Below are 25,670 nucleotides of genomic sequence, written 5' to 3' on the forward strand. Positions count from 1 at the left end.
GCTGCGGCGCTGGTGCCGACCGGCGTGTGACGAGAGTGCATCACATGCCGGTGACATCAGCGCCGCTGGGTCTGGGTCAGCTGACGGGGGTGAGCTTGACCCCCTCGGCGTGCAGGACGCGCAGGCTGCGGGCGATGAAGGAGGCCATCTGGTCGCGGCGGACGGTCTGGGTCGGTTCGTAGGTGGTGGCGGTGCGGCCCTTGGCGATGTCGAGCTGCGCGGCGACGTCGATGTTGTCGGCGTGGGCGCTGCCGGCGGTGTCGGTGAACGGGCTCGGGCCGGTGGGGGCCAGGTCCTGTTCGAGGATGACCTCGAGGGTGCGGATCAGGAACGAGGCCATCTGCTCGCGGGTGACGGGGTTGGCGGGCGAGAACCGGTCACCACCGCGGCCCTGGACGATCCCGAGCTCAGCGAGCTGGTTGATCGCGAGCTCGTGGGTGCTGCCGTTGTCGTCGCTGAAGCGGTCCTTCGGGTTGGCGGGCAGCTCGACGCCGGAGGCCCGCAGGGTGCGTGCCAGGAAGGAGGTCATCTGGTCGCGGCGGACGTCGGCGTCCGGCTGGTAGGTGCCGTCGGTCTGGCCCTTGGCGATCCCGTAGCCGGCGACGCAGCCGATGGCGTCACCGTGCGGGGGGCCGGCCACGTCGGGGAAGGTCACCGCCGGGACCGCGGCGCAGGCCGGGTTGTCGTCCGTGGCTGCGGTGACGTCGATGGTGCGTGTCGGGGAGGTGGCGCTGTCGAACCCGGGGCCGGTGCGGCCGGCGTAGGAGTGCACCAGCCGGTAGGAGGCCGAGGCGGTCGGTGCGATGGTGAAGCTGACGTTGCCCTTGCTGTCGGTGGTGGTGGTGGCGATGGTGGCGAAGCTGCCGCCGGTGGGGCGACGCTGGAGTGTGACCTTCTGCCCGGTGACGGCGGCACCGCCGTCGGTGCGGGTCAGCTTGCCCGAGACGGTCACCTTCGAGAAGGCCGGCACCGACGAGGCGGACACGGCCGACGACAGCGACGTCGCGATCCGGGTACGTGCAGCCGGATTGGACAGCACAGCCAAGCTGCCTGGGGGTCCCTGGTCGGGGCTCTGGTCTTCGTAGTAGGTGCCCGGCTCGAGGAAGGTGTACCGGTTGACCGCGACGTAGCGGACCTCGGCTGGGGAGCCGAGGCAGGTGCGGGGCACCTTCACCGACGTGGTGAAGGTGGCCGCGTGGTAGGCGACCGTCCCGGAGCACGTGGCCTGGTCGGCGTTGTGGTGCCACACCTCGCCCACGTACGCGTCGTCCTCGACCCGGGCGTACACCACCAGGTCCGTGTCGGCGTCGCCGTCGATGTCGACGCGCCACGAGATCCAGGACCAGTCCTCGACCCGTGCGGCGTCCTCGAGCGGGTGTGGCCCGCCTGCGACCCGGGCGACGAAGGTGACGTCGTGGGTGCCGTGGGTGACCCCGGTCACGAGCAGATCAGCCGACTCAGGTACCGGGTGCGGTGCGCCCCCGTTCGTGGTCACGTCGCTGGCGGGGTCGGTGATCGTCACCGAGGTCGCGGTCGTGGCAGCGCCGGCCAGTGCGGCCGGCGCGGTCAGAGCGGTCAGCAACAGGATCCCGGTGAGCGGGCGGCGGATCGAGCGCGAACGGAGCACGAGGTTCCCTCTCGGAGGTCGGCGGCAGCGTGTACCGACGTGCGACCCAGGCAACGCCATGTCGAGGTCGGCGGCATGAGCAGCCGCTGCTCAGACCCGATCCGCCGCTACTCAGTCCGGGCCCGTCGTTACTCACTCACGTCCGCGCGGGACGCTGCGGCGCTGGTGCCGACCGGCGTGTGAGGAGAGTGCATCACATGCCGGTGACATCAGCGCCGCTGGGTCTGGGTCAGCTGACGGGGGTGAGCTTGACCCCCTCGGCGTGCAGGACGCGCAGGCTGCGGGCGATGAAGGAGGCCATCTGGTCGCGGCGGACGGTCTGGGTCGGTTCGTAGGTGGTGGCGGTGCGGCCCTTGGCGATGTCGAGCTGCGCGGCGACGTCGATGTTGTCGGCGTGGGCGCTGCCGGCGGTGTCGGTGAACGGGCTCGGGCCGGTGGGGGCCAGGTCCTGTTCGAGGATGACCTCGAGGGTGCGGATCAGGAACGAGGCCATCTGCTCGCGGGTGACGGGGTTGGCGGGCGAGAACCGGTCACCACCGCGGCCCTGGACGATCCCGAGCTCAGCGAGCTGGTTGATCGCGAGCTCGTGGGTGCTGCCGTTGTCGTCGCTGAAGCGGTCCTTCGGGTTGGCGGGCAGCTCGACGCCGGAGGCCCGCAGGGTGCGTGCCAGGAAGGAGGTCATCTGGTCGCGGCGGACGTCGGCGTCCGGCTGGTAGGTGCCGTCGGTCTGGCCCTTGGCGATCCCGTAGCCGGCGACGCAGCCGATGGCGTCACCGTGCGGGGGGCCGGCCACGTCGGGGAAGGTCACCGCCGGGACCGCGGCGCAGGCCGGGTTGTCGTCCGTGGCTGCGGTGACGTCGATGGTGCGTGTCGGGGAGGTGGCGCTGTCGAACCCGGGGCCGGTGCGGCCGGCGTAGGAGTGCACCAGCCGGTAGGAGGCCGAGGCGGTCGGTGCGATGGTGAAGCTGACGTTGCCCTTGCTGTCGGTGGTGGTGGTGGCGATGGTGGCGAAGCTGCCGCCGGTGGGGCGACGCTGGAGTGTGACCTTCTGCCCGGTGACGGCGGCACCGCCGTCGGTGCGGGTCAGCTTGCCCGAGACGGTCACCTTCGAGAAGGCCGGCACCGACGAGGCGGACACGGCCGACGACAGCGACGTCGCGATCCGGGTACGTGCAGCCGGATCGGACAGCACGGGGGTGCCGCCCCCCTGGTCGGGGGCCCAGTCGTGATAGGCGGTGTCCGGTGCACTGACCATGTACCGGCTGTAGGCGTAGACCCGGATCTCGGCTGGTGAGTCGAGGCAGGTGCGGGGCACCTTCAGAGACGTGGTGAAGGTGGCCGCGTGGTAGGCGACCGTCCCGGAGCACGTGGCCTGGTCGGCTTGGGAGTGCCACACCTCGCCCACGTAGGCGCCGTCCAGGACCTGGACGGATGCCCAGAACTCCGCGGTGGCGTCGCCGCCGGTGTCCACGGCCCAGTTGATCATGGACAGCTCTTGGTCACGGACGCCATCCTCGAGCGGGTGGGGCCCGCCTGCGACCCGGGCGACGAAGGTGACGTGGTTGGTGCCGTGGGTGACGCCCGCGGCGACCAGATCGGCGGCACCGGGGGCGGGCAGCGGCGCGCCGCTGCGTGCCTCCGCGTCGCCGACAGGGTCGGTGACCGTGACCGACGTCGCGGTCGTGGCGGCGCTGGCCGCCGTGATCGGTGCGCCCAGCGCGGACAGGGCGGTGAGCGCGAGGAGTCCGGCGAGCGGGCGTCGGATGAGGCGTTGGCGGTTCACAGAGGTCCCTCCGGGGAGTCGTCGGTGCGGCAGGTCGATGTGCGCAGGCAACGCGAGCGCGAGGCCGGCGACGTGAGCAGCCGCTGCTCAGACCCGGTCCGCTGCTACCCAGTCCCGATCCGTCGTTGCTCACCCCACGTCCGGGCGGGACGCTCTGGGCGGGAGGCTCCGGGCTGGTCGGTAGCCTCGGGGTCGACCTCCCCCAACCTCCCCCGAACCGGAGCGAGCGCAGCCGTGGCCGAGTACTGCTATGTGATGAAGGGCCTGACCAAGACCGTGCCGGGCGGCAAGACGGTCCTGGAGAACATCTGGCTGTCGTTCCTGCCGGGGGTGAAGATCGGGGTCATCGGCCCGAACGGCTCCGGCAAGTCCTCGCTGATGAAGATCATGGCCGGCGTCGACACCCAGTTCGAGGGCGAGGCGTGGCCCGCCAAGGGCCTGTCCGTCGGCTACCTGCCGCAGGAGCCCGAGCTCGACGAGTCCAAGAACGTGCGGGACAACGTCCTGTCGGGCATGGGCGAGACCGCGGGCCTCGTCGGTCGGTTCAACGAGCTGACGGCCAAGCTGTCCGAGCCCCTCGACGACGACGAGATGCAGAAGGTCTACGACGAGATGGGCGAGGTGCAGGACGCGATCGATGCGGCCGACGCCTGGGACCTCGACCGCACCATCGAGATCGCGATGGACGCCCTACGCGTCCCCGACGTCGAGGACGTCAGCGTCCTGTCCGGCGGCGAGAAGCGCCGCGTCGCGCTCTGCAAGCTGCTGCTGAGCAAGCCCGACATCCTCCTGCTCGACGAGCCCACCAACCACCTCGACGCCGAGACCGTCGCCTGGCTCCAGCGCCACCTCGCCGACTACGCCGGCATGGTGGTGGCCATCACCCACGACCGCTACTTCCTCGACGAGGTGGCCGAGTGGATCCTGGAGCTCGACCGGGGCAAGGGCTTCCCGTTCGAGGGCAACTACTCGGGGTGGCTCGAGCAGAAGCGTGAGCGCCTGCGCCAGGAGGAGCGCGAGGAGTCCGCCCACCAGCGCCAGCTCGCCGAGGAGGCCGAGTGGGTCAAGGCCTCGCCGCAGGGGCGGCGCACCAAGGCCAAGGCGCGCGTCCAGGCCTACGAGTCGATGCTCAACCAGGACCGGCCGAAGCAGATCACCAAGCCCATCATCATGATCCCCGAGGGTCCGCGCCTCGGTGACGTGGTGGTCGACGCCAAGGGCGTCATGAAGGGCTTCGGTGACAAGCTGCTCTACGAAGACCTGACCTTCACGCTGCCGCCCGGCGGCATCGTCGGGATCATCGGTCCGAACGGTGCCGGCAAGACCACCCTGTTCCGCATGATCGTCGGCGAGGAATCCCCCGACGAGGGCGAGCTGCGCGTCGGCGAGACGGTCCAGCTGAGCTACGTCGACCAGTCCCGTCAGGAGCTCGACCCCGCCAAGAGCGTGTTCGAGGAGATCACCGGCGGCGGCGACTGGGTCAAGCTCGGGCGGACCGAGATGGCCTCGCGCGCCTACGTGGCCGCGTTCGGGTTCAAGGGTGGCGAGCAGCAGAAGAAGCTCGGCACGTGCTCGGGCGGTGAGCGCAACCGGGTCCACCTCGCCAAGCTCCTGCAGAACGAGGCCAACCTGCTGCTCCTCGACGAGCCCACCAACGACCTCGACGTCGACACCCTCCGCAGCCTCGAGGAAGCACTGCTCGAGTTCCCCGGCTGCGCGGTGATCACCAGCCACGACCGGTGGTTCCTCGACAAGGTCGCCACCCACATCCTCGCCTTCGAGGGCGATTCGGAGGTGACCTGGTTCCCCGGCGGGTACTCCGAGTACGAGGAGGACCTACGCAAGCGCAAGGGTGAGGACGCGCTGCAGCCCCACCGCATCAAGTACAAGCCGCTGACCCGCCGCACCAGCTGAGGGGAGCCCTCGTGGACGCCACCTCCGCGGTCGAGGGTCAGCTGGTGCTGATCAGCGACCGCCTGCTCGGCGACGACACCCGCGATCCGGGGTTCGTCGCGTTCGATCCGGATGACGCCGGGATGACCGTCGCTGGCGGCCGCACCGCCAGCGGGTGGGAGCTGTACGCCGGCGACGAGTCGGACGCCGAGCTCGAGGACATCGACCGCGTCCACGTCACCGAGCTCGAGTGGGCGCTCGAGCGCTACCCCACGCTCGCGTCCCTGGTGGCGACCCACGACGGGACCGCCGGCGCGTGGTTGGCCGAGGGCACCGGTTGGGTCGCCGTCGAGGATTGAGCGCGACGACGGGGCGAGCTTGACCTTCTCCTGGGACCGCGACAGCAAGGTGCTGATCATCGATGGCAGCGGGGACCCGGCCGGCCCGAACCTCGGGGCGCAGCGGGCGCACTTCGTCACCAGCGACGTGATCGCCTGGCCGTCCGCCATCGACGACGGGGCGACCTACCGGTTGCACCACGCGGCCCAGGGTGGGCTGGCTATCGCCGACGACGTGGTCACCGGCGGTGACGCCGTCGAGCTGTCCCCCGTCGCGGGAGGACTGCCCTCTGCCATCTCGGGCCGCGACGGGTTCCGCCACCTCGCTGGCCGCAGCGCCCTGTCGCTCGGCGTCGTACTGGACGACGAGACGCTGGACGCCTGGTTGACCGGGCAACTCGCGGTGTCGGCCACCTCGGCCGACGGTGAGCTGCTCGCGGCCACCGGCTTGCAGCTGCCCGGCGTGCTCGATGAGCGCTTCGCCGACGAGGACGCACCGCTCGGTCCGACCTGGGACGGCGACGTGCCCTCGCTCGGCCTGTGGGCACCGACGGCCAAGTCGGTGCGGGTCCACCTGTTCGACGAGCTGTCCAGCGGTGAGGCGCGCGAGGTCGTGCCGATGACCCGCCAGGGTGGCGTGTGGTCGGTGACGGGCGACCCGTCCTGGGACCGCGACGCCTACCTGTTCGAGGTCGAGGTGTACGTGCCCACCGAGGGCGAGGTGGTGACCAACCTCGTGACCGACCCCTACTCGCTGTCGCTGGCGGCCGACTCGGTCCGCTCGCAGCTGGTGCGGCTCGCGGACGCCGACCTGGCTCCCACCGGGTGGTCCGACCTGGTCAAGCCCGCGTTCCGAGGACAGCGTGACCTGACGGTCTACGAGTTGCACGTCCGGGACTTCTCGGCCAGCGACCCGACCGTTCCCGAGGAGGTGCGGGGTACCTACGAGGCGTTCACGCTCCCGGGCACCGCGGGGACCGACCACCTGCGGGCCTTGGCGGACGCTGGCCTGTCGCACGTCCACCTGCTGCCGGTCAACGACATCGCGACCATCCGCGAACGCGCCGAGGATCGCACCGGACCGGTGATCCCCGACGGCCTCGCGCCGGACTCGACCGAGCCGCAGCGCCTCGTGACCGAGACCCGCCACGTCGACGCGTTCAACTGGGGCTACGACCCCTACCACTTCACCACGCCCGAGGGCAGCTACGCCTCGGACCCCGACGGACCCGCGCGTACCCGTGAGTTCCGTGACCTGGTCGCCGCGCTCAACGGCGACGGCCTGCGGGTGGTCGTCGACGTGGTCTACAACCACACCCACGCGGCCGGCCAGGCCGACCAGAGCGTCCTCGACCGCATCGTGCCGGGCTACTTCCAGCGCCTGAACGACACCGGTCGGGTCGAGACCTCGACGTGCTGCCCGAACACCGCGACCGAGCACGCGATGATGGAGCGGCTGATCGTCGACTCGGTGGTGACCTGGGCCACGCAGTACAAGGTCGACGGGTTCCGCTTCGACCTCATGGGCCACCACCCGAAGGCCCAGATGCTGCGCCTGCGCGAGGAGCTCGACGCGCTGACCCTCGAGGACGACGGGGTGGACGGCTCGTCCATCGTGCTCTACGGCGAGGGCTGGAACTTCGGCGAGGTTGGGGGCGACGCCCGGTTCGAACAGGCCACCCAGGCCAACATGGCCGGGACCGGGATCGGCACCTTCAGCGACCGGCTGCGCGACGCGGCCCGAGGTGGCTCGCCGTTCGCCGGTGTCCAGGAGCAGGGCTTCGTGACCGGTCTGGCCGTCGACCCGAACGCGACCGACCAGGGCACGGCCGCCGAGGTCGAGGCGCGGGCTCGCCGCATGGCCGACCTGGTGCGCCTCGGGATGGCGGGCAACCTCGCGGCCTTCACCTTCGAGACCAGCGATGGTCAGGTCCGAGCCGGTCGCGACCTCAACTACAACGGCTCACCGGCCGGGTACGCGCAGGCGCCGACCGACCACGTGGTCTACGTGTCCAAGCACGACAACGAGACCCTCTTCGACGCCTCTGCGTACAAGCTGCCGGTGGCCCGGACGATGGCCGAGCGCGTGCGCGTCCAGAACCTCGGGCTGTCCACGGTCGTGCTGTCGCAGGGCACCCCGTTCCTGCACAGCGGCAGCGACCTCCTGAGGTCCAAGTCGCTGGACCGCGACAGCTATGACAGCGGCGACCACTTCAACCGCGTCGACTGGACCCGCCAGCGCAACAACTGGGGCGCCGGTCTGCCGCCCGCGGAGAAGAACGAGGACAACTGGCCGATCATGGCCCCGCTTCTGCGGGACATCCCCGTGGCGACGTCGGACGACCTCGATGCCAACGCGGCTCACCTGCAGGAGCTGCTGGCGATCCGCAGCTCGACCGACCTGTTCCGGCTACCGGACGCCGCTGCGGTCCAGGACCAGCTGCGCTTCCATGCGACCGGTCCGGACGCGCCGCTCGGGTCGATCGTCTACTCGATCTCGGGCGGTCAGGCGTCGGCCGGACAGCTGCCCATCACCGACGTGCTCGTGGTGGTCAACGCCGCGCCGGATGCGCTCGAGCTGCCCGCGGGTGCCGTGCCGGCGGGGGAGTGGCAGCTGCACCCCGTACAGCAGGCCTCCGCTGACGCGGAGTGCGGGCGGCGACCGCGACCGGCGACGGTGCGGTGGCTGTCCCGGGTCGGACCACGGCGGTGTTCGTCCAGCTCGGGGACGACGGGTCAGCGCCACCCGACGCAGGCGGTGGCCCACCGGGCCCGCCGGCGACGCCGCCCGGCCGCGGCGAGGTCCGCTGACCGTCAGCTCAGCGGGTCTGCGCCCACCCGACGCGGGTGGGTGTAGACGTTGCCACCACCGTCGCGGACGAACCCGCAGAGGGTGATGCCGACGGCGTCCGCGGTCCGGACGGCGAGGTCCGACGGTGCACCGACGGCGACGATGATGGTGGCACCGGCGACCGCGACCTTCTGGACCAGCTCGAACCCCACGCGGCCGGAGAGCACCACGACGTGGTCGGTCAGCGGTACCTCCTCGGCCAGGACGTGCACGCCGATGGCCGCGTCGAGCGCGTTGTGGCGCCCGATGTCCTCCCGGACCGTGAGCAGCTCCCCGTCCGGCCGTGCGATACCCGTCGCGTGCAGCCCACCGGTCACGTCGAACGCACGCTGGTGGTCACGGAGCGCCGCGGGGAGCGATGCCAGGACGGGCCAGTCCACCGTGGGACCGAGATCGTGCAGGGGAGCGGTCGCCGCCAGCAGATCGTCGATGCTCGCCCGGCCGCACACTCCGCAGGACGCCGTGGCGGGGAGGTGACGCTCGGCGACCACGGCGGGGTCGATGCGCGCGCGGACCTCCACGACGATGGTGTCGTCCGGGCGGGCGTCGGTCAGGACGTCCCCCTGGCGGGAGGCGGTGACGTCACCGCCGCGGACGATGCCCTCGGCGTGCAGCAGCCCGACCGCGAGGTCGAGTTCGTGGCCGGGGGTGCGCATCGTGGTCGTGACCGCGATGGGCTCCTGACCGGGTCCGGCGACCAGGATCCGGAGGGGCTCCTCGCCGGCGAGGTGGTCGACGACGTCCACCTCCCGGCGGCCGGTGCCGTCGATCGCGGTGACCCGCACGGGCGTGGTCCGCCGGTCGTGGTCGAGGTCGGCCGGCACGTCCACGTCGCGGGCGGTGCGCTCGGCACCGGGGGCGGACACCGTCACCACCCGGAGGTCGTCGAGCAGCGCCACCAGCCGCAGCTCGCCGGCCGCCAGGCGGGCACGCGCGACCTCGCCGACACGACGTCGGTACGCGGCCGCCAACGGTTGGCGTCGGCCGTCGACCTCGAGCACGGCTGCATCGACCTCGGCGTCACCGGCGACGCGGTCGCGCAACGTCGCGAGGGTGGCCGGGTCGGCCCAGCCGTGATCACCCCCGAGGACCACGACCACGTCGTGGCTCGCCGCCGCCAGGCCGGCGGCCAGCCCGGCGAGCGGCCCCTCGTGACCCGGCGCGTCGGTGACCACGCGGACGTCCGACGGCAGCGCCAGGCCGCTCGGGAGCGGCCGAGCGGGGGCGACGGCGACCACGACCTCGTCGCTGACGGCTGCCACCGCGTCGACGGCACGCCGCAGCAGGGGGCGGCCCTCCACCGGCGCGACGCGCTTGTCGCTGCCGAAGCGACGGCTCGCGCCACCGGCGAGCACGAGACCCGTGGTTCCCACCGGTGCGGCTCCTGTCGTTCGCGGTGCCGCACGGTAGGGCAGCGGCCGTCTGTGGCGTGCCCGCCCGGAGGTGGCACCCTGCCCCGACCCTGCAGCCACCGTCAGCACCCGACCTCCGGATCGCCCGTGGAACCCGACACCTGGTTCACCCAGCTCCTGGCCGCCCTCGAGCCGACGGCCGACGGCTCGCCGTCCCTCGAACCCGTGAGCGACGTTGAACGCGAGGCCCTGCTGGACCTGGCGCGCATCGCGGCGCACACCAGCGAACGGTGGACGGCGCCCGTGTCGACCTTCCTCGTCGGGGTCCGGTACGCGGCCGCGCCGGCCGAGGAGCGAGCGGCGGCGGTCCGCGCGTTGGTCGCGACCCTCGACGATCCGGACACCGCATGAGGCGCCGACCACGCACCTCGGCCCGCCGGGGCGCTGCCGCCGTGCTGGTCGCGGCGCTGGTGCTGGCCGGCTGCGACGGCGACGACGGTCCCGCCCCCGACGACGCCGACCCGACCGCAGGGCCCGACGACGCCGCCGCTGACGGGACGGACGTCGACGACGGCGTCGAGTTGCCCGAGGTGGCCACGATCGACCCGGCGGAGGTGGAGGGTGAGCCCGACCCGGACACGTTCGACGGCAGGATCGCGTCGGCTGCGGCCGACCTGCCGGAGGGTTGGGAGGTGGCCGTGGTCGCCGATCCGGTGCTCGGTCCCTACCTGATCGGCCTGCCCAGCGGCGCGAGCGTGTGGCGGGTCGGCGACGACCTCGAACCGCTCGTCGACGCCTCGACGGACGACGCCTGGGTGCGCTACTGGGAGCCGATCCTCACCGATGCCGGCGCCGCCGGGGAGACCTCGTCGCTCCGCGCTGCGGTGGTGATGCCAGACGTCGACGGGACCGAACTGCACCTGACGATCAACGCGACCCCGCAGCAGGACCTGCCGGTCGGGGACCCCTCGGGCGTCGCCGAGTTCTTCGCCGACACCTTCCGCGAGCAGCAGCTCGACGTCGAGGAGGTCACTACGGGGCAGGCGGGCGACGACGAGGTCGGCGCGGTCACGATGACCACCCCGGACGACGAGTTCGACGACGGGGTGCCGCGGCGCCTGCGCCAGTGGTTCTACCCCGAACCTGACTCGCCCGTCCTGTGGAGCATCACCTGCGAGGGGCCGGTCCCGTCCGCCGACATCGTCGACCAGGCCTGCCCCGTGGTGCTGGCCTCGTTCCGGTCCCCGCTCCGCTGACGCGCGGTGCGCTCGGCGATGCGACCGTCGTCCGCCCTCGATCAGCCGTCGGAGTCGCGTTGCTCCCAGTAGTCGGCCGGGGATGTCGGTTCGGGGTGGGTCGTCGCGGTCAGATCGAGCCGGGCGTGGCCTGCCGTCAGGGTGAGCTGTCCGTCCCTGAGGCTCCAGCGAGGGGAGGCCGAGACGAACGCTTCGAGCCAGTCCACCTGCGCGTCGCGGGCCTCGTCGCAGCCCATGCTCGGACGGCCCCAGCTGCCCGCGACCACGTTCAGGCGCTCCGGTGAGACACCGACCTCGTGTCCGCTGCCGCCGCAGCCGGCGTCGAACAACACCGCTGGGCGGCCATCGACGACCCGGAACCACACCTGGAAGGCGGTGCCCTCGGTGGTGTCACGGCGTTCGCCGTCGACCGTCGCGTACGTGGCCTCGAACGACCGCTCGTTCAGTTGCTGCCAGTGGGCGGTCGAGTGTCGTGCCCCGTCGGGCTGGGGGCGAGCCTCCTCAGGGTCGGTGACAGGTCCGGGTTCCTCGGTCGGCTGCGTCCGGGCCGGGTCGGGTTCGGTCGGTGCCTCCTGGACGGGGGCGGGGTCGGTCGGTTCGTCGGTCGGGTCGGGCCCGGAGTCCTCGGGTGAGGCGCCGTCCTCGGCGGACGTGTCGTCGAACACCGGGACGTCGTCGTCGCTCGTCCGCTCGTCGGGAGCGAGCGGATCGATGACCGGCGTGGTGGGGGCGGACAGCAGCGCGACGATGCCGGTGGTCGAGATGGCGAGCGCCGCGAAGACGGCCCCGCTGGTGACCGCCGCGGCGCGTCGTGACCGCCTCCGGGCGGTGGCCCAGATGTCGTCGGGGTCCACGGGGCGTCGCGCCTGGGGCGCGGCATCCACCAGCAGCTCCTCGTAGCGTTCGAGCTGGTCAGACATCGCGGACCACCTGGGGAGTGCTGCTGGCAGAGGTGGAGGTATCGAGCGTCAGCCGGAGCTGAGCGAGGCCGCGTTTGCAGCGGGAGCGGACCGCATCGGGGGTCAGCCCGAGGTGCTCGGCCGTCTCCTCGACGGTCAGTTGCGCGCCGTAGCGCAGGGCGAGCGCGCCCCGCTGGTTCGGCGGCAGCTGTCGGAGTTGCTCACGGACCGCCAACCGCGTCGGGGTGTCGGGGTCGTGGTGCACGCTGTCCCTCTCGTGTGCGAGCCGGTCGAGGGCACGGCGTTCGGCCCGGCGGCGGCGGAGGTGGGAGCGGGCGAGGTTCATCGCGGTCCGGTACGCGAACCCGGCTGGGCGGTCCAGCCGTCCCCACCTGACCGCGGTGCGTACGAGTGCTTCCTGCGCCAGCTCCTCGGCGACCGATGGGTCACCGAGGTACAGGCCGAGTGCAGCCACCAGCCGTGGGTGCGTCTCACGGCAGAACGCCGAGAGGTCGGCGGGCGTCGGACTGCTCACGTGCCGGTGGCTTTCGGTCGGTCTGTGTTGAAGACGCACGATCCCCCCACCGTGTGGCGGGCGGACGGACATCCGGGCCGGATCGTCCGCCTGACGTGCGCCGGCTGACGTCCATCGCACGCAGCAGGCGGACCGTTCCGTCGGCGAGCGGCCGACGGTGCGCGCGTCAGCGGGCGGCGAGGACCTCGGTGATCGGGACGGGCTCGGGTTCGGCCAGCTGGACGGTCGAGCAGGAGGCCGGCTCGCGGTCGGGGCGCCACCGCACCAACCGGGTGGTCCCGCGGAAGCGGCCCGCGGTCGCCCACGTGTAGCCGACCTCGACGACGCGGTCGGGGCGCAGCGGCCGCCACGAGTGGTCCCGGCCGCCGGCGCCGCTCCAGCGGTTGGGGGCACCGGGCATCGAGCCGTTCGCGTTGGCCTCGGTGTCCATCCACGACGCCCAGGGGTGGCCGGCCACGTCGTCCATCTCGAGCGGGGCGACCTCGTCCAGCAGCTGGCGCCGGAGCTTGGTGGTGAAGCTGGCCGCCACACCGACGTGCCACAGCTGCCCGTCGTCGGCGTACAGCCCGAGGATCAGCGAGCCGACCCCGTCGCCCGACTTGTGCATCCGGTACCCGGCGACCACGCAGTCGGCCGTGCGGGCGTGCTTGAGCTTCAGCTGCGACCGCACGTCGAACCGGTACGGGTCGTCGAGCTGCTTGACGATCAGACCGTCGAGGCCCGCGCCCTCGAACCGTTCGAACCACTCCATCGCCAGCGTGTGGTCGCGGGTGGCGGGCGCGAGGTGGATCGGCGGCGCGAACCCGTCGGCGATCGACTCCAGCGCCGCCCGCCGGTCACGGAACGGTCGGTCGACGTACGAGGTGTCGTCCAGCGCGAGCAGATCGAAGGCGACGAACTCCGCCGGGGTCTTCTCGGCCAGCATGGTGACGCGCGACTCGGCCGGGTGGATGCGCTGGCCCAGCGCGTCGAAGTCCAGCCGTCCGTCGATGGCCACGAACAGCTCGCCGTCGAGGACGCAGCGGTCGGGCAGGGACGCCTGCAGCGGCGCGATCATCTCGGGGAAGTAGCGGTTCAGCGGCTTCTCGTTGCGGGAGCCGAGCACCACCTCGTCGCCGTCGCGGAACACGATGCAGCGGTAGCCGTCCCACTTGGGTTCGAACGCCAGGTCGGTCGCCGGCAGCTTCTTGGCCGGCTTGGCCAGCATCGGCTTCACGGGCGGCATCACGGGCAGGTCCATCACGCGGACACTAGCGGCGGCGCTGCGCGCCGACCGGTGGTCACCACCGGTGGTGGACCTGCGTGGCGACGAGCTCGTCGTAGACCTCGCGGGCGGCGGCCATCACCTCGTCGCTCAGCGCAGGGACGTCGGAGGCGGCCACGTTGTCGCGGACCTGGTCGGGGCGCTTGGCGCCGGGTATGACCGTGGACACCGCGTCGTGCATCAGCACCCACCGCAGGGCGAACTGGGCCGTGGTCGCCGACGCCGGGACCAGCGTCTGCAGCCGCTCGACGGCCTCCAGCCCGGTCTCGAAGTCGACACCGGCGAAGGTCTCGCCGACGTCGAACTCCTCACCGTGGCGGTTGAAGGCCCGGTGGTCGGTGGCCTCGAACGTGCTGGACCGGTCGAACTTGCCGGTCAGCAGACCGGACGCCAACGGCACCCGGGCGATGATGCCGACGTCGGCCGCGGCGGCGGCCGGGAGGACCTCGTCGACCGGTCGCAGGCGGAACAGGTTGAGGATGATCTGGATCGCGGCGATGTCGGCGGTGCGGCAGGCGACCTGGGCCTCGTCGACGGTCTCCACGCTCACGCCGTAGTGGGCGACGACCTCCTCGTCGACCAGGCGGTCGAGCGCCTCCCACACCTGCGGCCGGTCGTAGATCTCGCGACCGAGGGCGTGCAGTTGCACGAGGTCGATGCGGTCGACGCCGAGGTTCTGGCGCGATCGGTCCAGCCACGCCCGGAAGGCCTCGTAGGTGTAGGCCTCGGGGTCGAGCGGCACGCGGCGCCCCATCTTCGTGGCCACGACCAGGTCCTCGTCACGCTCGCGAAGGAGGCGGCCGATCAGCTGCTCGCTGTGCCCGTCGCCGTAGACGTCCGCGGTGTCGATGAACGTCACACCGGCATCGACCGCGGCGTGCAGGGCTCGCATGGAGGTGTCGTCGTCGACCGACCCCCAGCTGCCACCGATCGCCCAGGCGCCGAACCCCACCTCGCTGACCTGCAACCCCGTACGTCCCAGGCGACGTGTCCGCAACGTCCGCTCCTTTCGATCGGTGGCCCGCAACGTACGCGCCGCGCCGGGACTCCTAGGCTCGGAGCCATGACCGACACCTCTGCCTCGCCCGACATCCGCGCCTACCTGCAGATCCGCACCGCGGGTCCCACCGGGTGGTCTCCCGACGGCAGGCGCCTGCTGATCAGCTCGGACCTGCCCGGGACGGCCCAGGTCCACCGGCTGGATCTCGACGATCAGCCGCTGCCGGTCGCGGTCGAGGACCTCGTGCCGCTGACCCGGTTCACCGAGCCGACCGGGGCGGGCTACCTGCCCGCCGACCCGGCAGGTGAGGATCGCGACATCCTCCTGCTCGCGAGCGACGACGGCGGCAACGAGCGGCACCAGCTGTTCACAGCGCTGGCCGACCCGGCCGGTCCCTACACCAGCCCCGACGACCTCGACGCGCTGGTGGTCGACCCGGAGTTCATCCACCGCCCCGGCGGGGTGACCCGCGACGGCCGGTGGTTGGCATACGCGACCAACCGCGGGGACGGCATCGCCTTCGACACCTGGATCCGCGACCTCGCCACTGGGCAGGAACGCTGCGTGCTGGCCACCGGCGGGTGGACCGGGCCGGGCGGGTTCTCACCCGACGGCCGCTTCCTCGCCGTGACCGAGGTCACCACCCGCCCCGGCGACAACCGGGTCTACCTCGTCGACCTGCTCGCGCTACCCGACGAGGGGGCCGTCGACCGCGACCACCCCGCCGTCGTCGAGATCCTGCCTCACGACGACCTGGAGCCGTCCTCGGTCGGGACCCCGTCGTGGTTGCCGGACAGCTCGGGGTTCGTCCTGTCGGCGGACGTCGGCCGTGACCACGCGGCCCTGTGGCGCGGCCGACCGGTGCTCGACGGTGATCGCCTGCGGGACGTCGAGCCCGAGGTGATCATCGAGACCGGCTGGTCCACCGGCGGTGCCTTCGACTGGTCGGGGACCCAGCTGCTCGTGTCGTGGAACGAGGGCGGGATCAGCCGCGCCGAGCTGCGTGATCCCCACAGCCTCGAGGTGCGCGGCGCGGTGCCCACGCCGGGCGACGGCGTGGTCGGTGGGTACCGCTTCACCCGCGACGGGCGCCATCTCGCCTACTCGTTCTCGTCACCGCTCGTCCCCGGCGACGGCTGGCTGGTCGACACCTCGACACGGGACCTCACGCGGTTGACGGTCAGCCCCTGCGAGGTGGACGGCGACACCTTCGTCGACGCCGAGGAGGTGCGCTTCCCCTCGTTCGACGGGCTCGAGGTCCCCGCGTTCGTCCTGCGACCTCGGCCGGCAGGTGACGGCAGCCCGGCGCCGGTGGTGGTGGTCATCCACGGCGGGCCGGAGTCGCAGCACCGGCCGTCGTTCAACCCGGTCGTGCAGTACCTCGTGGCGTCCGGCTTCGCGGTGGTGGCACCCAACGTCCGAGGATCGACCGGCTACGGCAAGAGCTACCAGCACCTCGATGACGTCGAGAAGCGGCTGGACTCGGTCGCCGACCTGGCCGCGCTGCACGACTGGCTGGCGACCCAGCCGGACCTCGACCACACCCGGGCCGCCCTCTACGGCGGGTCCTACGGGGGCTACATGGTGCTGGCCGGCCTGGCGTTCCAGCCGGAGCGGTGGGCGGCCGGCGTCGACATCGTCGGGATGTCGGACCTGGTCACCTTCCTGCAGAACACCTCGCCGTGGCGCCGCGCGTTCCGCGAGCGTGAGTACGGCTCGCTCGAGCACGACCGCGAGGTCCTCGAGGCGGCGTCGCCGATCAACCGGGTCGACCACATCACGGCGCCGCTGCTGATCATCCACGGTCGCAACGACCCGCGGGTCCCCGTCTCCGAGGCCGAGCAGATCCACGCCATCCTCACCGAGAAGGGCGTGCGCAGCGACCTGCTGATCTACGAGGACGAGGGGCACGGGCTCTCCAAGCTCGAGAACCGCATCGACGCCTACCCCAAGGTCACCGCCTTCCTCCACGACGTGCTCGACCGGCGCTGACCGAGGAACGGGACGAGGCCTCGGCAGGTGCCGGGGCCTCGTCGGTGGCAGCTCGTGCGGGTGGATCAGCCTTCCGCCTGACGGCGGGTGAGGGCCCCGCCGAGTGCCACCAGGATGAGTGCGAGCAGACCGAGCGACCGGGCGTCGGTGCCGGTCGAGGCCAGCACTTCCGTCTCGTGCGCGGTGTCCGTCTCGTGTTCGGTGTCCGTGTCGTCGTCGGCACGGACCTGCAGCGCCTTCAGGGTGTGGGCACGCTCGATGGTCACCGCAGCCACGATGGTGACGGACTGCTCGTCGGCCGGCGAGTCACCAGGCGTGTCACCCGTCGGCGAGCCGTCGGACGGGTCGGTCTTCGGGGTGGTGCCGGTCGTCTCGTCGGCGTCGCCCTCGGTCCCGCCGGGCTCGTCGGGCAGTGCGGGGGTCTCGGTCGGGTCCGACTCGTCCGCGGGGTCACCGGTGGTCTCGGGGTCGTCCGGCGTGTCGTCACCCTTCGGCTCCTCGGGGAGCTCGGGCAGCTCCGGGTCCTGCGGGTCCCCCGGCAGCTCGGGCAGCTCCGGGTCCTGCGGGTCCTCCGGCAGCTGGGGGAGCTCGGGGTCCGTCGGGTCCTCCGGCAGCTCGGGGTCCTGCGGGTCCTCGGGCAGCTCGGGGTCCTGCGGGTCCTCGGGCAGCTCGGGGTCCTGGGGGTCCGTCGGGTCCTGCGGCAGCTCGGGGTCCTGCGGGTCCTCGGGCAGCTCGGGGTCCTGCGGGTCCTCGGGCAGCTCCGGGTCTTGGGGGTCCGTCGGGTCTTCCGGCAGCTCGGGCTCCTGCGGGTCCTCGGGCAGCTCGGGGTCCTGCGGGCCCTCGGGGAGCTCGGGGTCCTGCGGGTCCTCGGGCAGTTCGGGGTCCTGCGGGTCCTCGGGAAGCTCGGGCTCCTGCGGGTCCTCTGGAAGCTCGGGCTCCTGTGGGTCGTCGGGCTCCTGCGGGTCCTGGGGGTCCTGGGGCGACTGTTGCGAGGCGTCACCGCAGAACACGATCCACTCGAACGCGAGATCGCCGCCGACGGACGTGCCGATCCACGCCGGGATCAGGTCGAAGCCCGAGACGGACCCGTCGGTGGCGCGGGTGTGGATGGCTCGCAGCCACTCCGACGTCGGCCAGTTGATGGCCTGTGTGTGGCTACCGCTGTTGACCTTCGTGACCTTGATCCAGAAGTCCCCGGAGGTCAGGACGTCGTTGACGGCGACCACCTGCGTGCCCAGACCGTCGAAGGTGCCGACCACGTCGTTGTCCCCACACAGGACGCTCGGGGCCTGCTGGTCCACCGGATGGCCCGGCAGCGGACCACACCAGACGACCTCGACGAGGCGTTGGTCGGCCCCGAAGATGGCCACCTGATCGGCGTCGGGAGCCTTGGTTGCGATCGTCCACACGCCCGACGTGACACCGTCCGTGTAGGAGAACTGGACGTGTGCGACGGGCTCGGATGGGGAGGTCCATTTGAGCAGACTCACGTGGTGGGTCCCCGGCTCGGGCTCCGTCACGGTGCTGAACATGACGGTCAGTGGCCCCACGTCGAGGACGGTGCCTGCGGGACCTGCGTGCTCTGCGACGGGGAGCCGGGCGATCTCGGGGGCGCCGTTGCAGGACACCGGGGTCGTCGCTGCCGCGGGGCTCGCCGCGAAGGGCGTGACGAGCGAGGTCATCAGCAGGGTCAGGACGGCGGTCGCGGCGAGGTGCCGCCCGAGCCGTCGTCCTGGCGTGGTGGTCGAGCTGTTCATGTCGTGCTCCTGGGGGTGATCCAGCGGGCTCGTCGCCCGCCCCTCGGAGCACCATGAAGCCTCGGATCGAGGCTTTCGGCGTGAGCACTCACCTACTCGTCGCCCCGATCCGACTGCTCACAACAGCGGTGAGAACTACTCACGTGGATCGCTCCACCGTCGCGTCGGCGTCAGCGATCGACGGGGGCGATCACGTCACCGCGCCGAGCTCGTCGACCGCCGCGACGCCTACCCCGAGGTCACCGTGTCCTTCCACGGCGTGCTCGACCGCCTCCGATCGCGGCCGCCCGAGGCGAGTAGCGGCGACCAGGACCAGGCCCGCGCCGGCGGCGACCGCCCCGGCGACGAACACCGCTGGCCGGCCGAAGGACGCCGCGACCAGACCCATGGAGATCGGGCCCGCTCCGAAGGCGATGTCGATGAACGCCGAGGTGGTCGCCATGACCTGTCCGCGCTCGCTGGCGGGGACGTCGGCGACGGCCAGCGCGAACACAGACGGGGTCAGCAGCGCGATACCGACCGCCAGCACGATGGCGCCGAGGACGAGCCCCGCCGGCGTGTGCCACGTGCCGGCGACCATCAGTCCGATGACCGACAGGGTGAGCGCCGCCCGGATGGCACGCCCCGGGCCGAGGACGTCGGGGAGGCGGGCGCCGACGCTGCGGATGAGGACGACGATGCCAGCGAAGACACCCAGCACGACGCCGGAGCTCGCCATGCCGATGTCCAGCACGTGCAGCGGGACGAAGGCGACGAAGCCGGCCATGCCGACGATGCTGGCCAGCAGCACGATCCCCGGCAGCACCCCCGCGGGGTGCACGAGCCGGTGGCGGGTGGCCGCGGGTGCCGGGGCGGGCGAGGTCGGCCGCGTCTCGGGCACGCGCACCACGAGGAGGGCCGCGAGCGCGGCCGTCGCGGCCGTCGCCACCCAGACCGCGGTCAGGCCGCCCCGAGCGATCGTCACCTCGGCCACGACCGGGCCGATGCCGATCCCGAGGTACAGGGCCAGCGACGCCAGGCTCATCGCCTCGCCGCGGCGCTCGGCCGGTGCCAGGTCGGTGAATGCCGTGGCCATGCCGACGAAGAACAGGGCCTCGCCGGCCCCGCTGACGAGGCGGATGCCGGCGAGCACGGCCGGCGTCGGTGCCAGCCCGTAGGCGAGGACGGACAGCGCGAACACCGCCGCTCCGGCGAGCATGAGCGGCCGTCTGCCGCGGCGGTCGCCGTACAGCCCCGCCGCGGGACGCAGGAGGACGGCGCTGATGCTGAAGGTCCCGAAGACGAGACCGACCGCCACGTTGCCGCCACCGAGCGGTCCCTCGACGAACCGGGGGAGCGCCGGGATGAGCATCCCGGCGGCGGTGAAGTAGGCGAGCGAGGCGAACGCCAGGGCGATGAAGGCCGGCGTGAACAGGGTCGGCCGCGGCTGTGGTGCGCGGTCGGTCGATCGTGTCGGTGTGCGCATCGTGATCCCTCCCGGATCGTCCGGGTGATCGTCCGCCGGAGGGGCACGCCGTCGCATCGGTAGACCTACCCATCACCGGCCGGGCGTGCCAAGGTGGGCGGGGACGAGGTGGTGGGGCGGCGTGGACGACGAGTTGCGGTTGGCCGATCTGCTTGCTGCCCTGTCGGTCGCCACCGACCTCGGCATGGGGCAGGAGCCCGAGAAGGCGGTCCGAGCCTGCCTCCTCGCGACCGAGCTGGCACGCGCCTGCGAGCTGCCCGAGGTGCAGGTCCGCGACGTCTACTACACCACCCTGCTGGTCCACCTCGGCTGCACCGCGTCATCCCACGAGCTGGCGTTCCTGTTCGGGGACGACGTCGGGGTGATGCCGCAGGCGGAGCGCACCGACGAAGCGAACGTGCGCGAGTCGCTGGCGCTGCTCGGCCTGGCCGGGCGTGGCAGGGGGGCGCGCCGGGTCCAGCACCTGGTGCGGGTCCTGGCCGCCGGTGAGGACGGCGGCCGGTCCGTCTTCCGCTCGGTCTGCGAGGTCGGGACGCGGATGGCGCAGCGGCTGCACCTCGGCGACCGGGTCGCCACCGCGCTCGGCGACAGCACCGAGGTCTGGGACGGCAGCGCCGGCGCCTTCCAACGTGCCGGCGACGACATCGCCCTCCCGGCACGGTTCGCGCTGGTGGCCACCCAGGCGGTGATCTTCGACCGACTCGGCGGTCCGGAGGCCGCCATCGACATCGTCCGGGACCGTGCGGGCCACTGGTTCGATCCCGCGGTGGCCGACACGTTCGCGCGCGTCGGTCCGGACCTGCTCCGCGGGATGGCCGACGCGGACGTGTGGCGCGAGGTCCTCGAGGTCGAACCACGTCCGGTGCGCTGCATCCCCCCGTCCCAGCTCGACGAGGTCGCCCGGGTCTTCGCCGACATGGTGGACCTCAAGTCGACCTACAGCCTCGGTCACTCCACGGGTGTCGCCGAGCTGGCCGAGGCGGCGGCGGTGCGGCTCGGTCTCGCGGACGAGCGGGTGACGGCGGTCCGTCACGCAGCGCTCCTGCACGACCTCGGGCGGGTCGCGGTGTCGAGCGCCCTCTGGGAGCAGCCGCGTCGCCTCACCTCGAGCCAGTGGGAGCAGGTCCGCCTCCACCCGTACCACACCGAACGCATCCTCGGTCGCTCGAGCCAGCTGGCCGAGCTGGCACGGATCGCGGGGCTGCACCACGAACGTATGGACGGTTCCGGCTACCACCACGGCACGACCGGTGCCGCGATCGTCACCGAGGCGCGCCTGCTGGCGGCCGCCGACGTCTTCCAGGCGATGACCCAGGATCGGCCGCACCGACGGGGGAGGCCGCCGGACGAGGTCGCCCACCACCTCGGTGGCGCGACCGATGGCCTCGACGTGGACTGCGTCCGCGCGGTCATCGCGGCCGCAGGTGAGCAGCCGACGGCCGCCCGCCGGTCCTGGCCCGCCGGGCTCACCGACCGGGAGGTCGAGGTGCTGCGGCTGGTGGCGTCGGGTTCGAGCAACCGCCAGATCGCGAACGAACTGGTCATCTCTCCCCGGACGGCCGAGCACCACGTCCAGCACATCTACGCCAAGATCGGCGGCTCGACCCGGGCCGCCGCGGCCGTGTTCGCGATGGAGCACGGGCTCGTGCGGTGAGCTCCGGGTCGATGGGCCTCGTCACACGGTGACGACGACCTTCGCCCGCGCGTGGCCCGCGCCGACGTAGCGCATCGCCTCGGCCGCGTCGCTGAGGGGGTAGGTCCGCTCGATGACCGGTGTCACCGAGCCCGCGTCGATCAGCTCGGTGATGCTCCGCAGGTCCGTGCCGTCACGCTTGGCGGTCAGCGGTCGCAGGCGTTGCGTCACGAACGGGGACAGCGCGAGCGCGTGGAGGATCCGCCCGATCGGACCGAACCAGCGGTTGGCGCCACCGGACACCAGCACCAGCGTCCCGTCGGAGGTCAGCACACGACGGAGGTCGGACAGCGGGCGGCAGCCCGCCACGTCGAGGATCAGGTCGTAGCGGCGGTCGCTGGCCGCCAGGTCCTCGCGGGTGTAGTCGATGACGTGGTCGGCGCCGAGCTGGTGAGCCAGGTCGACCTTGCCCGTGCTGCACACGGCGGTCACCTCGCCACCGAGCGCCTTGGCGATCTGGACGGCGAACGTGCCGACGCCACCGGACGCCCCGTGGATCAGGACCCGCTGGCCGGGCTGGAGTCCTCCGGCATCGCGCAGCCCCTGCAGGGCAGCGCCTGCGGCGAGCGGGACGGCAGCGGCCTGCTCGAAGGTGAGGCCGGCAGGCTTCGGGGCGACGAAGCGAGCGCGGGTCCGGGTCAGCTCGGCGAAGCTGCCCCGCTCGACCTCGGCGTAGATCGCGTCGCCGGGTGCGAACTCGGTGACGTCGGCGCCGACCTCCTCGACCACGCCGGCGACGTCCCTCCCACGGATCTGCACCCGGGGTCGACGGAGGCCGAACGCGAGGCGGAGCAGGTAGGGCGTCCCGGTCAGGACGAACCAGTCGCCGGCGTTGACCGAGGCCGCCCGGACCCGGATCAGGACCTCGTCGGCCCCGATCACCGGATCGGCCACCTCCTCGAGCCGCATGACGTCGGGGGAGCCGTACCGCCGGTTGATCTGCGCCTTCATCGTGCACCTGTCTCGGTCTCGGGGTACTGGAAGACGTCGTCGAGGGGGACCCCGAAGACGCGGGCGATCTGGAACGCCACCTCGAGCGACGGCGAGTAGCGCCCCTTCTCGATGGCGATGATCGTCTGGCGGGTGAGCCCGACACGATCGGCGAGCTCGGCCTGTGTCATCTCCCCGTGCAGGAAGCGCAGGCGACGGATGTCGTTGGTGACCCTGGTCGGCTTCACCACGGCTGGAACCCGCGGCGGTAGGCGACGATCCGGGCGATCGACTCGAGGACCGCCGACAGGGCGAACGCCAGGTAGATGACGTTGGCGATCCAGAACGGCGCGGACTCGGTCAGCGCGAGCAGGAGCGCAGCCAGGGCCCCCATCACCACGAACGAGTGGCCGACGTGCGCGCCGAACCGTTCGATCTCGCGGTCGCGCTGGTCGCGGCGGTCCGCGTCCTCGGGCGAGGCGATCGCCAGCCCGATGTGGATGACGATGGCGGCGACGATGGCCGCCCCGATGGTCCACAGCATGGTCGCTGCGTAGGCCACCTCGGTCAGCTCACCGCCGCCTGCCCGGCGCAGGACGATGGCGAGGTAGGTGGCGTAGGCGACCACCGTGACCACCCCCATGGCCCACGCACGCTTCTCCTCGAACGCCACCACGACTCCTGTCGGGGATACTGGACACGATGTCGAAGATGTTCGACATGCGGGAGTGTGAAGGATCCGTGACACCATGTCAAGAGTTCTTCACATGGCTCAGTGGGCGTTACCCGCCGGTCGCGAGCCGCCGACTACCGGGCGCCGAGCACCGCGCGGCGGACCTGCTCGGCGGCGACCGCGTCGGGTTGCACACCGGCCAGCAGGCTGGAGAACAGCATCGACTCACCGACCCGGACGTAGAGGTAGGCGGTCTCGCGCGGGCCGTCGGGCAGGTCGAGTTCACCGGCGGCGACCGCGTCGGTGAACAGCTCGCTCCACAGGTCGACCATGCGCTCGTGGACGCGCCCCTCGGCGGTGAACAGGATCGGCAGGGCGATCTGCGGGTGGGCGGTCAGGAAGCGCTGGAGCGGCTCGAACGTGGAGATGGCGCCCTCGAAGCGGCGCGAGATCTCCAGGATGCGCTCGACGCCTTCGGTGCCCTCCTCGTCGACCTCGCGGACGGCGGACTCCAGGGTCCGGCGGCCGAGGTCGTGCAGCACGTCGCCGAGCAGCCGGTCGCGTCCGCCGACGACGCGGTACAGGGTGGCGCGGCTGACGTTGAGGTCGCGTTGCAACCGGCTCATGACCAGGTCGCTGGTGGCCAGGAACCGGCGGCGCGCCGCCTCGAACGCTTCCTCGTAGGTGATCGCGTGGCGGCTCATCTGCGCACCCCGCCGCGGTCGAGCGGCTCGTACCCGAGCAGCGAGGTGGTCCGTTCGAGGGACACCAGCGGGTGGTCGTTGGCCGAGACCCCATGGACGACCTCGTGGCCGTCGATGTCTGCGCTCAGGGCGAGGCGCAGCAGCCGGTTGGCGTCGCGGACGCTGAGCCAGGCGCGCTGTTCGCGATCCGAGTCGCCGGGTTCGGGCCGGGGGCCGTACGCCCCGATCCGTACCGACACCGAGGTGGTGGACGACCAGGTCGCGTGCGCGGCGCACAGCGCCTCGCAGGCCGCCTTGCCGACGCCGTAGTGGCTGCCGGGGCGTGGGGCATCGGTCTCGAGCACGAGGTGGTCCTCGGGGTAGCCCGCGATCGCCCAGATGCTGGACGACCAGACGAACCGGGGGACGCTGACGGCTTCGGCCGCGGCGAGCACGTGGTAGGTGCCGATCACGTTCACCGGCAGCACCGAGGTGACCAGATCGGCGAAGGGGTCCGGGTCCGCGGCGAGGTGCAACACGGCGTCCACCCCGTCGACGGCCCGACGGCACGCTGCGGGGTCGCGGACGTCCAGGGCGGCCACATCCGCGTCGCGGGGCGACAGGTCCGTGGCGACGAGGTCCAGGTCGGCCGCCTCGTCGCTGGCGAGGAAGGCGCGGCCGATCAGTCCGCTGGCCCCGGTGACGAGCACTCGCATCGCACCCTCCTTCCCCCGGTCATCGTGTACCGCTCGGTCGGAGATGATCAGCCGATCATGAACGTGCCGGCCAGTAGCAGGGTGGCGAAGACGGCGACGTACCGGGCGAACCCGAACAGGTCGTCGGTCTGGACCAGGCGGAGCAGGAAGCGGATCGCCCAGTAGCCGCTGACCGCCGCGGCGATGACACCCGCGGCGATCTCGACCGGGCCGAACGGCAACGTGCCCGGATCGGTGGTCCCGAGGTCGGGCAGCCGGGAGACGGTCGCACCGAGGACGATCGGGATCGACAGCAGGAACGAGAACCTGGCGGCGGCGGCGCGGGACAGGCCGAGACCCATGCCGGCCACGATGGTGGCGCCCGACCGGGACACGCCCGGGAAGATCGCCAGGGCCTGCGCGAGGCCGATGACGGCCACGTCGCGGAAGCCGATGGTGTCCTCGCGTCGGCCGGGGTCGATGTCCCGTTCCGCACCCACGAGTTCGGCGACGGGCTTGCCGAGCGAGGCAGCGGCACGCCGCCGACGCAGCAGCTCGGCGCTGGTCAGCAACAGGGCGGTGACGTAGAGGAACCCGGCGACGACCCGCGGGGATGCGAAGGCGGCCTCGAAGGTGGACTCGAAGGTGACGCCGATGACGGCCGCGGGCAGGGTGCCGATGGCCAGCAGCAGCACGACCCGTTGCGCGCGCCGCTGCTCGCCGTCCTCGACGACCCCGCGCCCGACCGATCGGGTGGCGAGGTACCACAGGTCCTCGCGGAAGTAGGCGACGACGGCGATCAGCGTGCCGCCGTGGACCATCACGTCGAAGGTCAACGAGCCCGATTCCCACCCGAGCAGGTACGGCACGCCCTGGAGGTGCCCCGAGGAGGACACCGGGAGGAACTCGGTCAACCCCTGGAGGAGGCCGAGCACGATGGCCTGGATCAGCAGGAACACGGGTGAGGCGAGCACGGCGGACGTG

22 protein-coding genes are annotated in these 25,670 nt (G+C 72.1%); 7 read left to right on the forward strand and 15 right to left on the reverse strand.

Annotation, left to right across the window (positions count from 1 at the left end):
- Nucleotides 1-76: 76 nt before the first annotated feature.
- Nucleotides 77-1,627 (reverse strand): S-layer homology domain-containing protein, encoded by a 1,551-nt coding sequence (locus NITAL_RS08310; RefSeq protein WP_052665679.1) that lies wholly within the window; start codon nucleotides 1,625-1,627, stop codon nucleotides 77-79.
- A gap of 229 nt (nucleotides 1,628-1,856) precedes the next feature.
- Nucleotides 1,857-3,410, reverse strand: coding sequence for an S-layer homology domain-containing protein (locus tag NITAL_RS08315; RefSeq protein ID WP_052665683.1), 1,554 nt, complete (start codon nucleotides 3,408-3,410; stop codon nucleotides 1,857-1,859).
- 255 nt (nucleotides 3,411-3,665) lie between these two features.
- On the opposite strand from NITAL_RS08315, the gene ettA reads away from it, so the two are divergent.
- The 3 genes from ettA to pulA are packed head-to-tail and all read left to right on the forward strand — an operon-like array spanning nucleotide 3,666 to nucleotide 8,498.
- Nucleotides 3,666-5,324 carry an energy-dependent translational throttle protein EttA gene (ettA, locus tag NITAL_RS08320; RefSeq protein ID WP_052665684.1) on the forward strand — a complete coding sequence of 553 codons (1,659 nt, stop codon included), beginning with the start codon at nucleotides 3,666-3,668 and terminating at the stop codon, nucleotides 5,322-5,324.
- Between the two features lie 11 nt (nucleotides 5,325-5,335).
- Nucleotides 5,336-5,662: a hypothetical protein gene (locus tag NITAL_RS27945; RefSeq protein WP_052665686.1), complete on the forward strand. Its 327-nt coding sequence runs from the start codon at nucleotides 5,336-5,338 to the stop codon at nucleotides 5,660-5,662.
- A 19-nt stretch (nucleotides 5,663-5,681) separates the two neighbouring features.
- Entirely contained in the window at nucleotides 5,682-8,498 is a 2,817-nt protein-coding gene (pulA, locus tag NITAL_RS08330; RefSeq protein WP_052665688.1) for a pullulanase-type alpha-1,6-glucosidase, read from the forward strand.
- Here pulA and NITAL_RS26360 read toward each other — a convergent pair.
- Nucleotides 8,456-9,865: a formate dehydrogenase accessory sulfurtransferase FdhD gene (locus tag NITAL_RS26360; RefSeq protein ID WP_169786785.1), complete on the reverse strand. Its 1,410-nt coding sequence runs from the start codon at nucleotides 9,863-9,865 to the stop codon at nucleotides 8,456-8,458. The genes pulA and NITAL_RS26360 overlap by 43 nt on opposite strands.
- Nucleotides 9,866-9,991: 126 nt before the next feature.
- Between NITAL_RS26360 and NITAL_RS27950 the strand changes: the two genes are divergently transcribed.
- Entirely contained in the window at nucleotides 9,992-10,255 is a 264-nt protein-coding gene (locus NITAL_RS27950; protein ID WP_052665690.1) for a DUF6457 domain-containing protein, read from the forward strand.
- Complete coding sequence (locus NITAL_RS08345; protein WP_157041713.1) at nucleotides 10,252-11,100, forward strand: hypothetical protein; 849 nt, start codon at nucleotides 10,252-10,254, stop codon at nucleotides 11,098-11,100. Before NITAL_RS27950 ends, NITAL_RS08345 begins: the two co-directional genes overlap by 4 nt.
- 41 nt (nucleotides 11,101-11,141) lie before the next feature.
- Here the strand turns inward: NITAL_RS08345 and NITAL_RS08350 are convergent, their stop codons facing one another.
- From NITAL_RS08350 to NITAL_RS08365, 4 genes are all read right to left on the reverse strand, one after another.
- Nucleotides 11,142-12,020: a hypothetical protein gene (locus NITAL_RS08350; RefSeq protein ID WP_052665699.1), complete on the reverse strand. Its 879-nt coding sequence runs from the start codon at nucleotides 12,018-12,020 to the stop codon at nucleotides 11,142-11,144.
- Nucleotides 12,013-12,534: a sigma-70 family RNA polymerase sigma factor gene (locus tag NITAL_RS08355; protein ID WP_052665701.1), complete on the reverse strand. Its 522-nt coding sequence runs from the start codon at nucleotides 12,532-12,534 to the stop codon at nucleotides 12,013-12,015. Before NITAL_RS08355 ends, NITAL_RS08350 begins: the two co-directional genes overlap by 8 nt.
- Nucleotides 12,535-12,700: 166 nt before the next feature.
- Complete coding sequence (locus NITAL_RS08360) at nucleotides 12,701-13,774, reverse strand: ATP-dependent DNA ligase (RefSeq protein ID WP_052665702.1); 1,074 nt, start codon at nucleotides 13,772-13,774, stop codon at nucleotides 12,701-12,703.
- A 40-nt stretch (nucleotides 13,775-13,814) separates the two neighbouring features.
- Nucleotides 13,815-14,795 carry an aldo/keto reductase gene (locus NITAL_RS08365; RefSeq protein ID WP_052665704.1) on the reverse strand — a complete coding sequence of 327 codons (981 nt, stop codon included), beginning with the start codon at nucleotides 14,793-14,795 and terminating at the stop codon, nucleotides 13,815-13,817.
- A 66-nt stretch (nucleotides 14,796-14,861) separates the two neighbouring features.
- Between NITAL_RS08365 and NITAL_RS08370 the strand changes: the two genes are divergently transcribed.
- A complete protein-coding gene (locus tag NITAL_RS08370; protein ID WP_052665706.1) occupies nucleotides 14,862-16,790 on the forward strand; it encodes a S9 family peptidase in 1,929 nt (642 codons plus the stop codon).
- Between the two features lie 65 nt (nucleotides 16,791-16,855).
- Here NITAL_RS08370 and NITAL_RS28900 read toward each other — a convergent pair whose 3' ends face one another.
- Complete coding sequence (locus NITAL_RS28900; protein ID WP_052665708.1) at nucleotides 16,856-18,547, reverse strand: hypothetical protein; 1,692 nt, start codon at nucleotides 18,545-18,547, stop codon at nucleotides 16,856-16,858.
- Nucleotides 18,548-18,737: 190 nt separating this feature from the next.
- Nucleotides 18,738-20,012, reverse strand: a complete 1,275-nt coding sequence (locus tag NITAL_RS08380; protein ID WP_052665710.1) for an MFS transporter — start codon at nucleotides 20,010-20,012, stop codon at nucleotides 18,738-18,740.
- A gap of 121 nt (nucleotides 20,013-20,133) precedes the next feature.
- Here NITAL_RS08380 and NITAL_RS08385 point away from each other — a divergent pair, with 121 nt between their 5' ends.
- Nucleotides 20,134-21,666 carry an HD domain-containing phosphohydrolase gene (locus NITAL_RS08385; protein WP_052665711.1) on the forward strand — a complete coding sequence of 511 codons (1,533 nt, stop codon included), beginning with the start codon at nucleotides 20,134-20,136 and terminating at the stop codon, nucleotides 21,664-21,666.
- Nucleotides 21,667-21,687: 21 nt separating this feature from the next.
- Here NITAL_RS08385 and NITAL_RS08390 read toward each other — a convergent pair whose 3' ends face one another.
- The 6 genes from NITAL_RS08390 to NITAL_RS08415 form a co-directional block, all read right to left on the reverse strand.
- On the reverse strand, nucleotides 21,688-22,656 hold the full coding sequence (locus NITAL_RS08390) for an NAD(P)-dependent alcohol dehydrogenase (RefSeq protein ID WP_052665713.1): 969 nt from the start codon (nucleotides 22,654-22,656) through the stop codon (nucleotides 21,688-21,690).
- Nucleotides 22,653-22,886 carry a helix-turn-helix domain-containing protein gene (locus NITAL_RS08395; protein WP_052665714.1) on the reverse strand — a complete coding sequence of 78 codons (234 nt, stop codon included), beginning with the start codon at nucleotides 22,884-22,886 and terminating at the stop codon, nucleotides 22,653-22,655. Before NITAL_RS08395 ends, NITAL_RS08390 begins: the two co-directional genes overlap by 4 nt.
- The gene (locus tag NITAL_RS08400) at nucleotides 22,880-23,308 is read right to left on the reverse strand and encodes a hypothetical protein (RefSeq protein WP_157041714.1); all 429 of its coding nucleotides are present in this window, start codon (nucleotides 23,306-23,308) and stop codon (nucleotides 22,880-22,882) included. Before NITAL_RS08400 ends, NITAL_RS08395 begins: the two co-directional genes overlap by 7 nt.
- Nucleotides 23,309-23,442: 134 nt before the next feature.
- The gene (locus tag NITAL_RS08405) at nucleotides 23,443-24,012 is read right to left on the reverse strand and encodes a QsdR family transcriptional regulator (RefSeq protein ID WP_052665716.1); all 570 of its coding nucleotides are present in this window, start codon (nucleotides 24,010-24,012) and stop codon (nucleotides 23,443-23,445) included.
- Nucleotides 24,009-24,707, reverse strand: a complete 699-nt coding sequence (locus NITAL_RS08410) for an NAD-dependent epimerase/dehydratase family protein (protein WP_083441359.1) — start codon at nucleotides 24,705-24,707, stop codon at nucleotides 24,009-24,011. Before NITAL_RS08410 ends, NITAL_RS08405 begins: the two co-directional genes overlap by 4 nt.
- Before the next feature lie 47 nt (nucleotides 24,708-24,754).
- Nucleotides 24,755-25,660: an undecaprenyl-diphosphate phosphatase gene (locus tag NITAL_RS08415; RefSeq protein WP_052665719.1), complete on the reverse strand. Its 906-nt coding sequence runs from the start codon at nucleotides 25,658-25,660 to the stop codon at nucleotides 24,755-24,757.
- Nucleotides 25,661-25,670 lie beyond the last annotated feature (10 nt).

It is taken from the genome of Nitriliruptor alkaliphilus DSM 45188 (assembly GCF_000969705.1).
GTDB lineage: Bacteria > Actinomycetota > Nitriliruptoria > Nitriliruptorales > Nitriliruptoraceae > Nitriliruptor > Nitriliruptor alkaliphilus.

What these genes read in the sequence shown, in the direction of transcription:
- NITAL_RS08405 (WP_052665716.1), bottom strand. Translation starts at nt 24,012, where the DNA reads ATGAGCCGCCACGCGATCACCTACGAGGAAGCGTTCGAGGCGGCGCGC.
- ettA (WP_052665684.1), top strand. Translation starts at nt 3,666, where the DNA reads ATGAAGGGCCTGACCAAGACCGTGCCGGGCGGCAAGACGGTCCTGGAG.
- NITAL_RS08370 (WP_052665706.1), top strand. Translation starts at nt 14,862, where the DNA reads ATGACCGACACCTCTGCCTCGCCCGACATCCGCGCCTACCTGCAGATC.
- NITAL_RS08390 (WP_052665713.1), bottom strand. Translation starts at nt 22,656, where the DNA reads ATGAAGGCGCAGATCAACCGGCGGTACGGCTCCCCCGACGTCATGCGG.
- NITAL_RS08410 (WP_083441359.1), bottom strand. Translation starts at nt 24,707, where the DNA reads ATGCGAGTGCTCGTCACCGGGGCCAGCGGACTGATCGGCCGCGCCTTC.
- NITAL_RS08350 (WP_052665699.1), bottom strand. Translation starts at nt 12,020, where the DNA reads ATGTCTGACCAGCTCGAACGCTACGAGGAGCTGCTGGTGGATGCCGCG.
- NITAL_RS28900 (WP_052665708.1), bottom strand. Translation starts at nt 18,547, where the DNA reads ATGAACAGCTCGACCACCACGCCAGGACGACGGCTCGGGCGGCACCTC.
- NITAL_RS08360 (WP_052665702.1), bottom strand. Translation starts at nt 13,774, where the DNA reads ATGGACCTGCCCGTGATGCCGCCCGTGAAGCCGATGCTGGCCAAGCCG.
- NITAL_RS08380 (WP_052665710.1), bottom strand. Translation starts at nt 20,012, where the DNA reads ATGCGCACACCGACACGATCGACCGACCGCGCACCACAGCCGCGGCCG.
- NITAL_RS08345 (WP_157041713.1), top strand. Translation starts at nt 10,252, where the DNA reads ATGAGGCGCCGACCACGCACCTCGGCCCGCCGGGGCGCTGCCGCCGTG.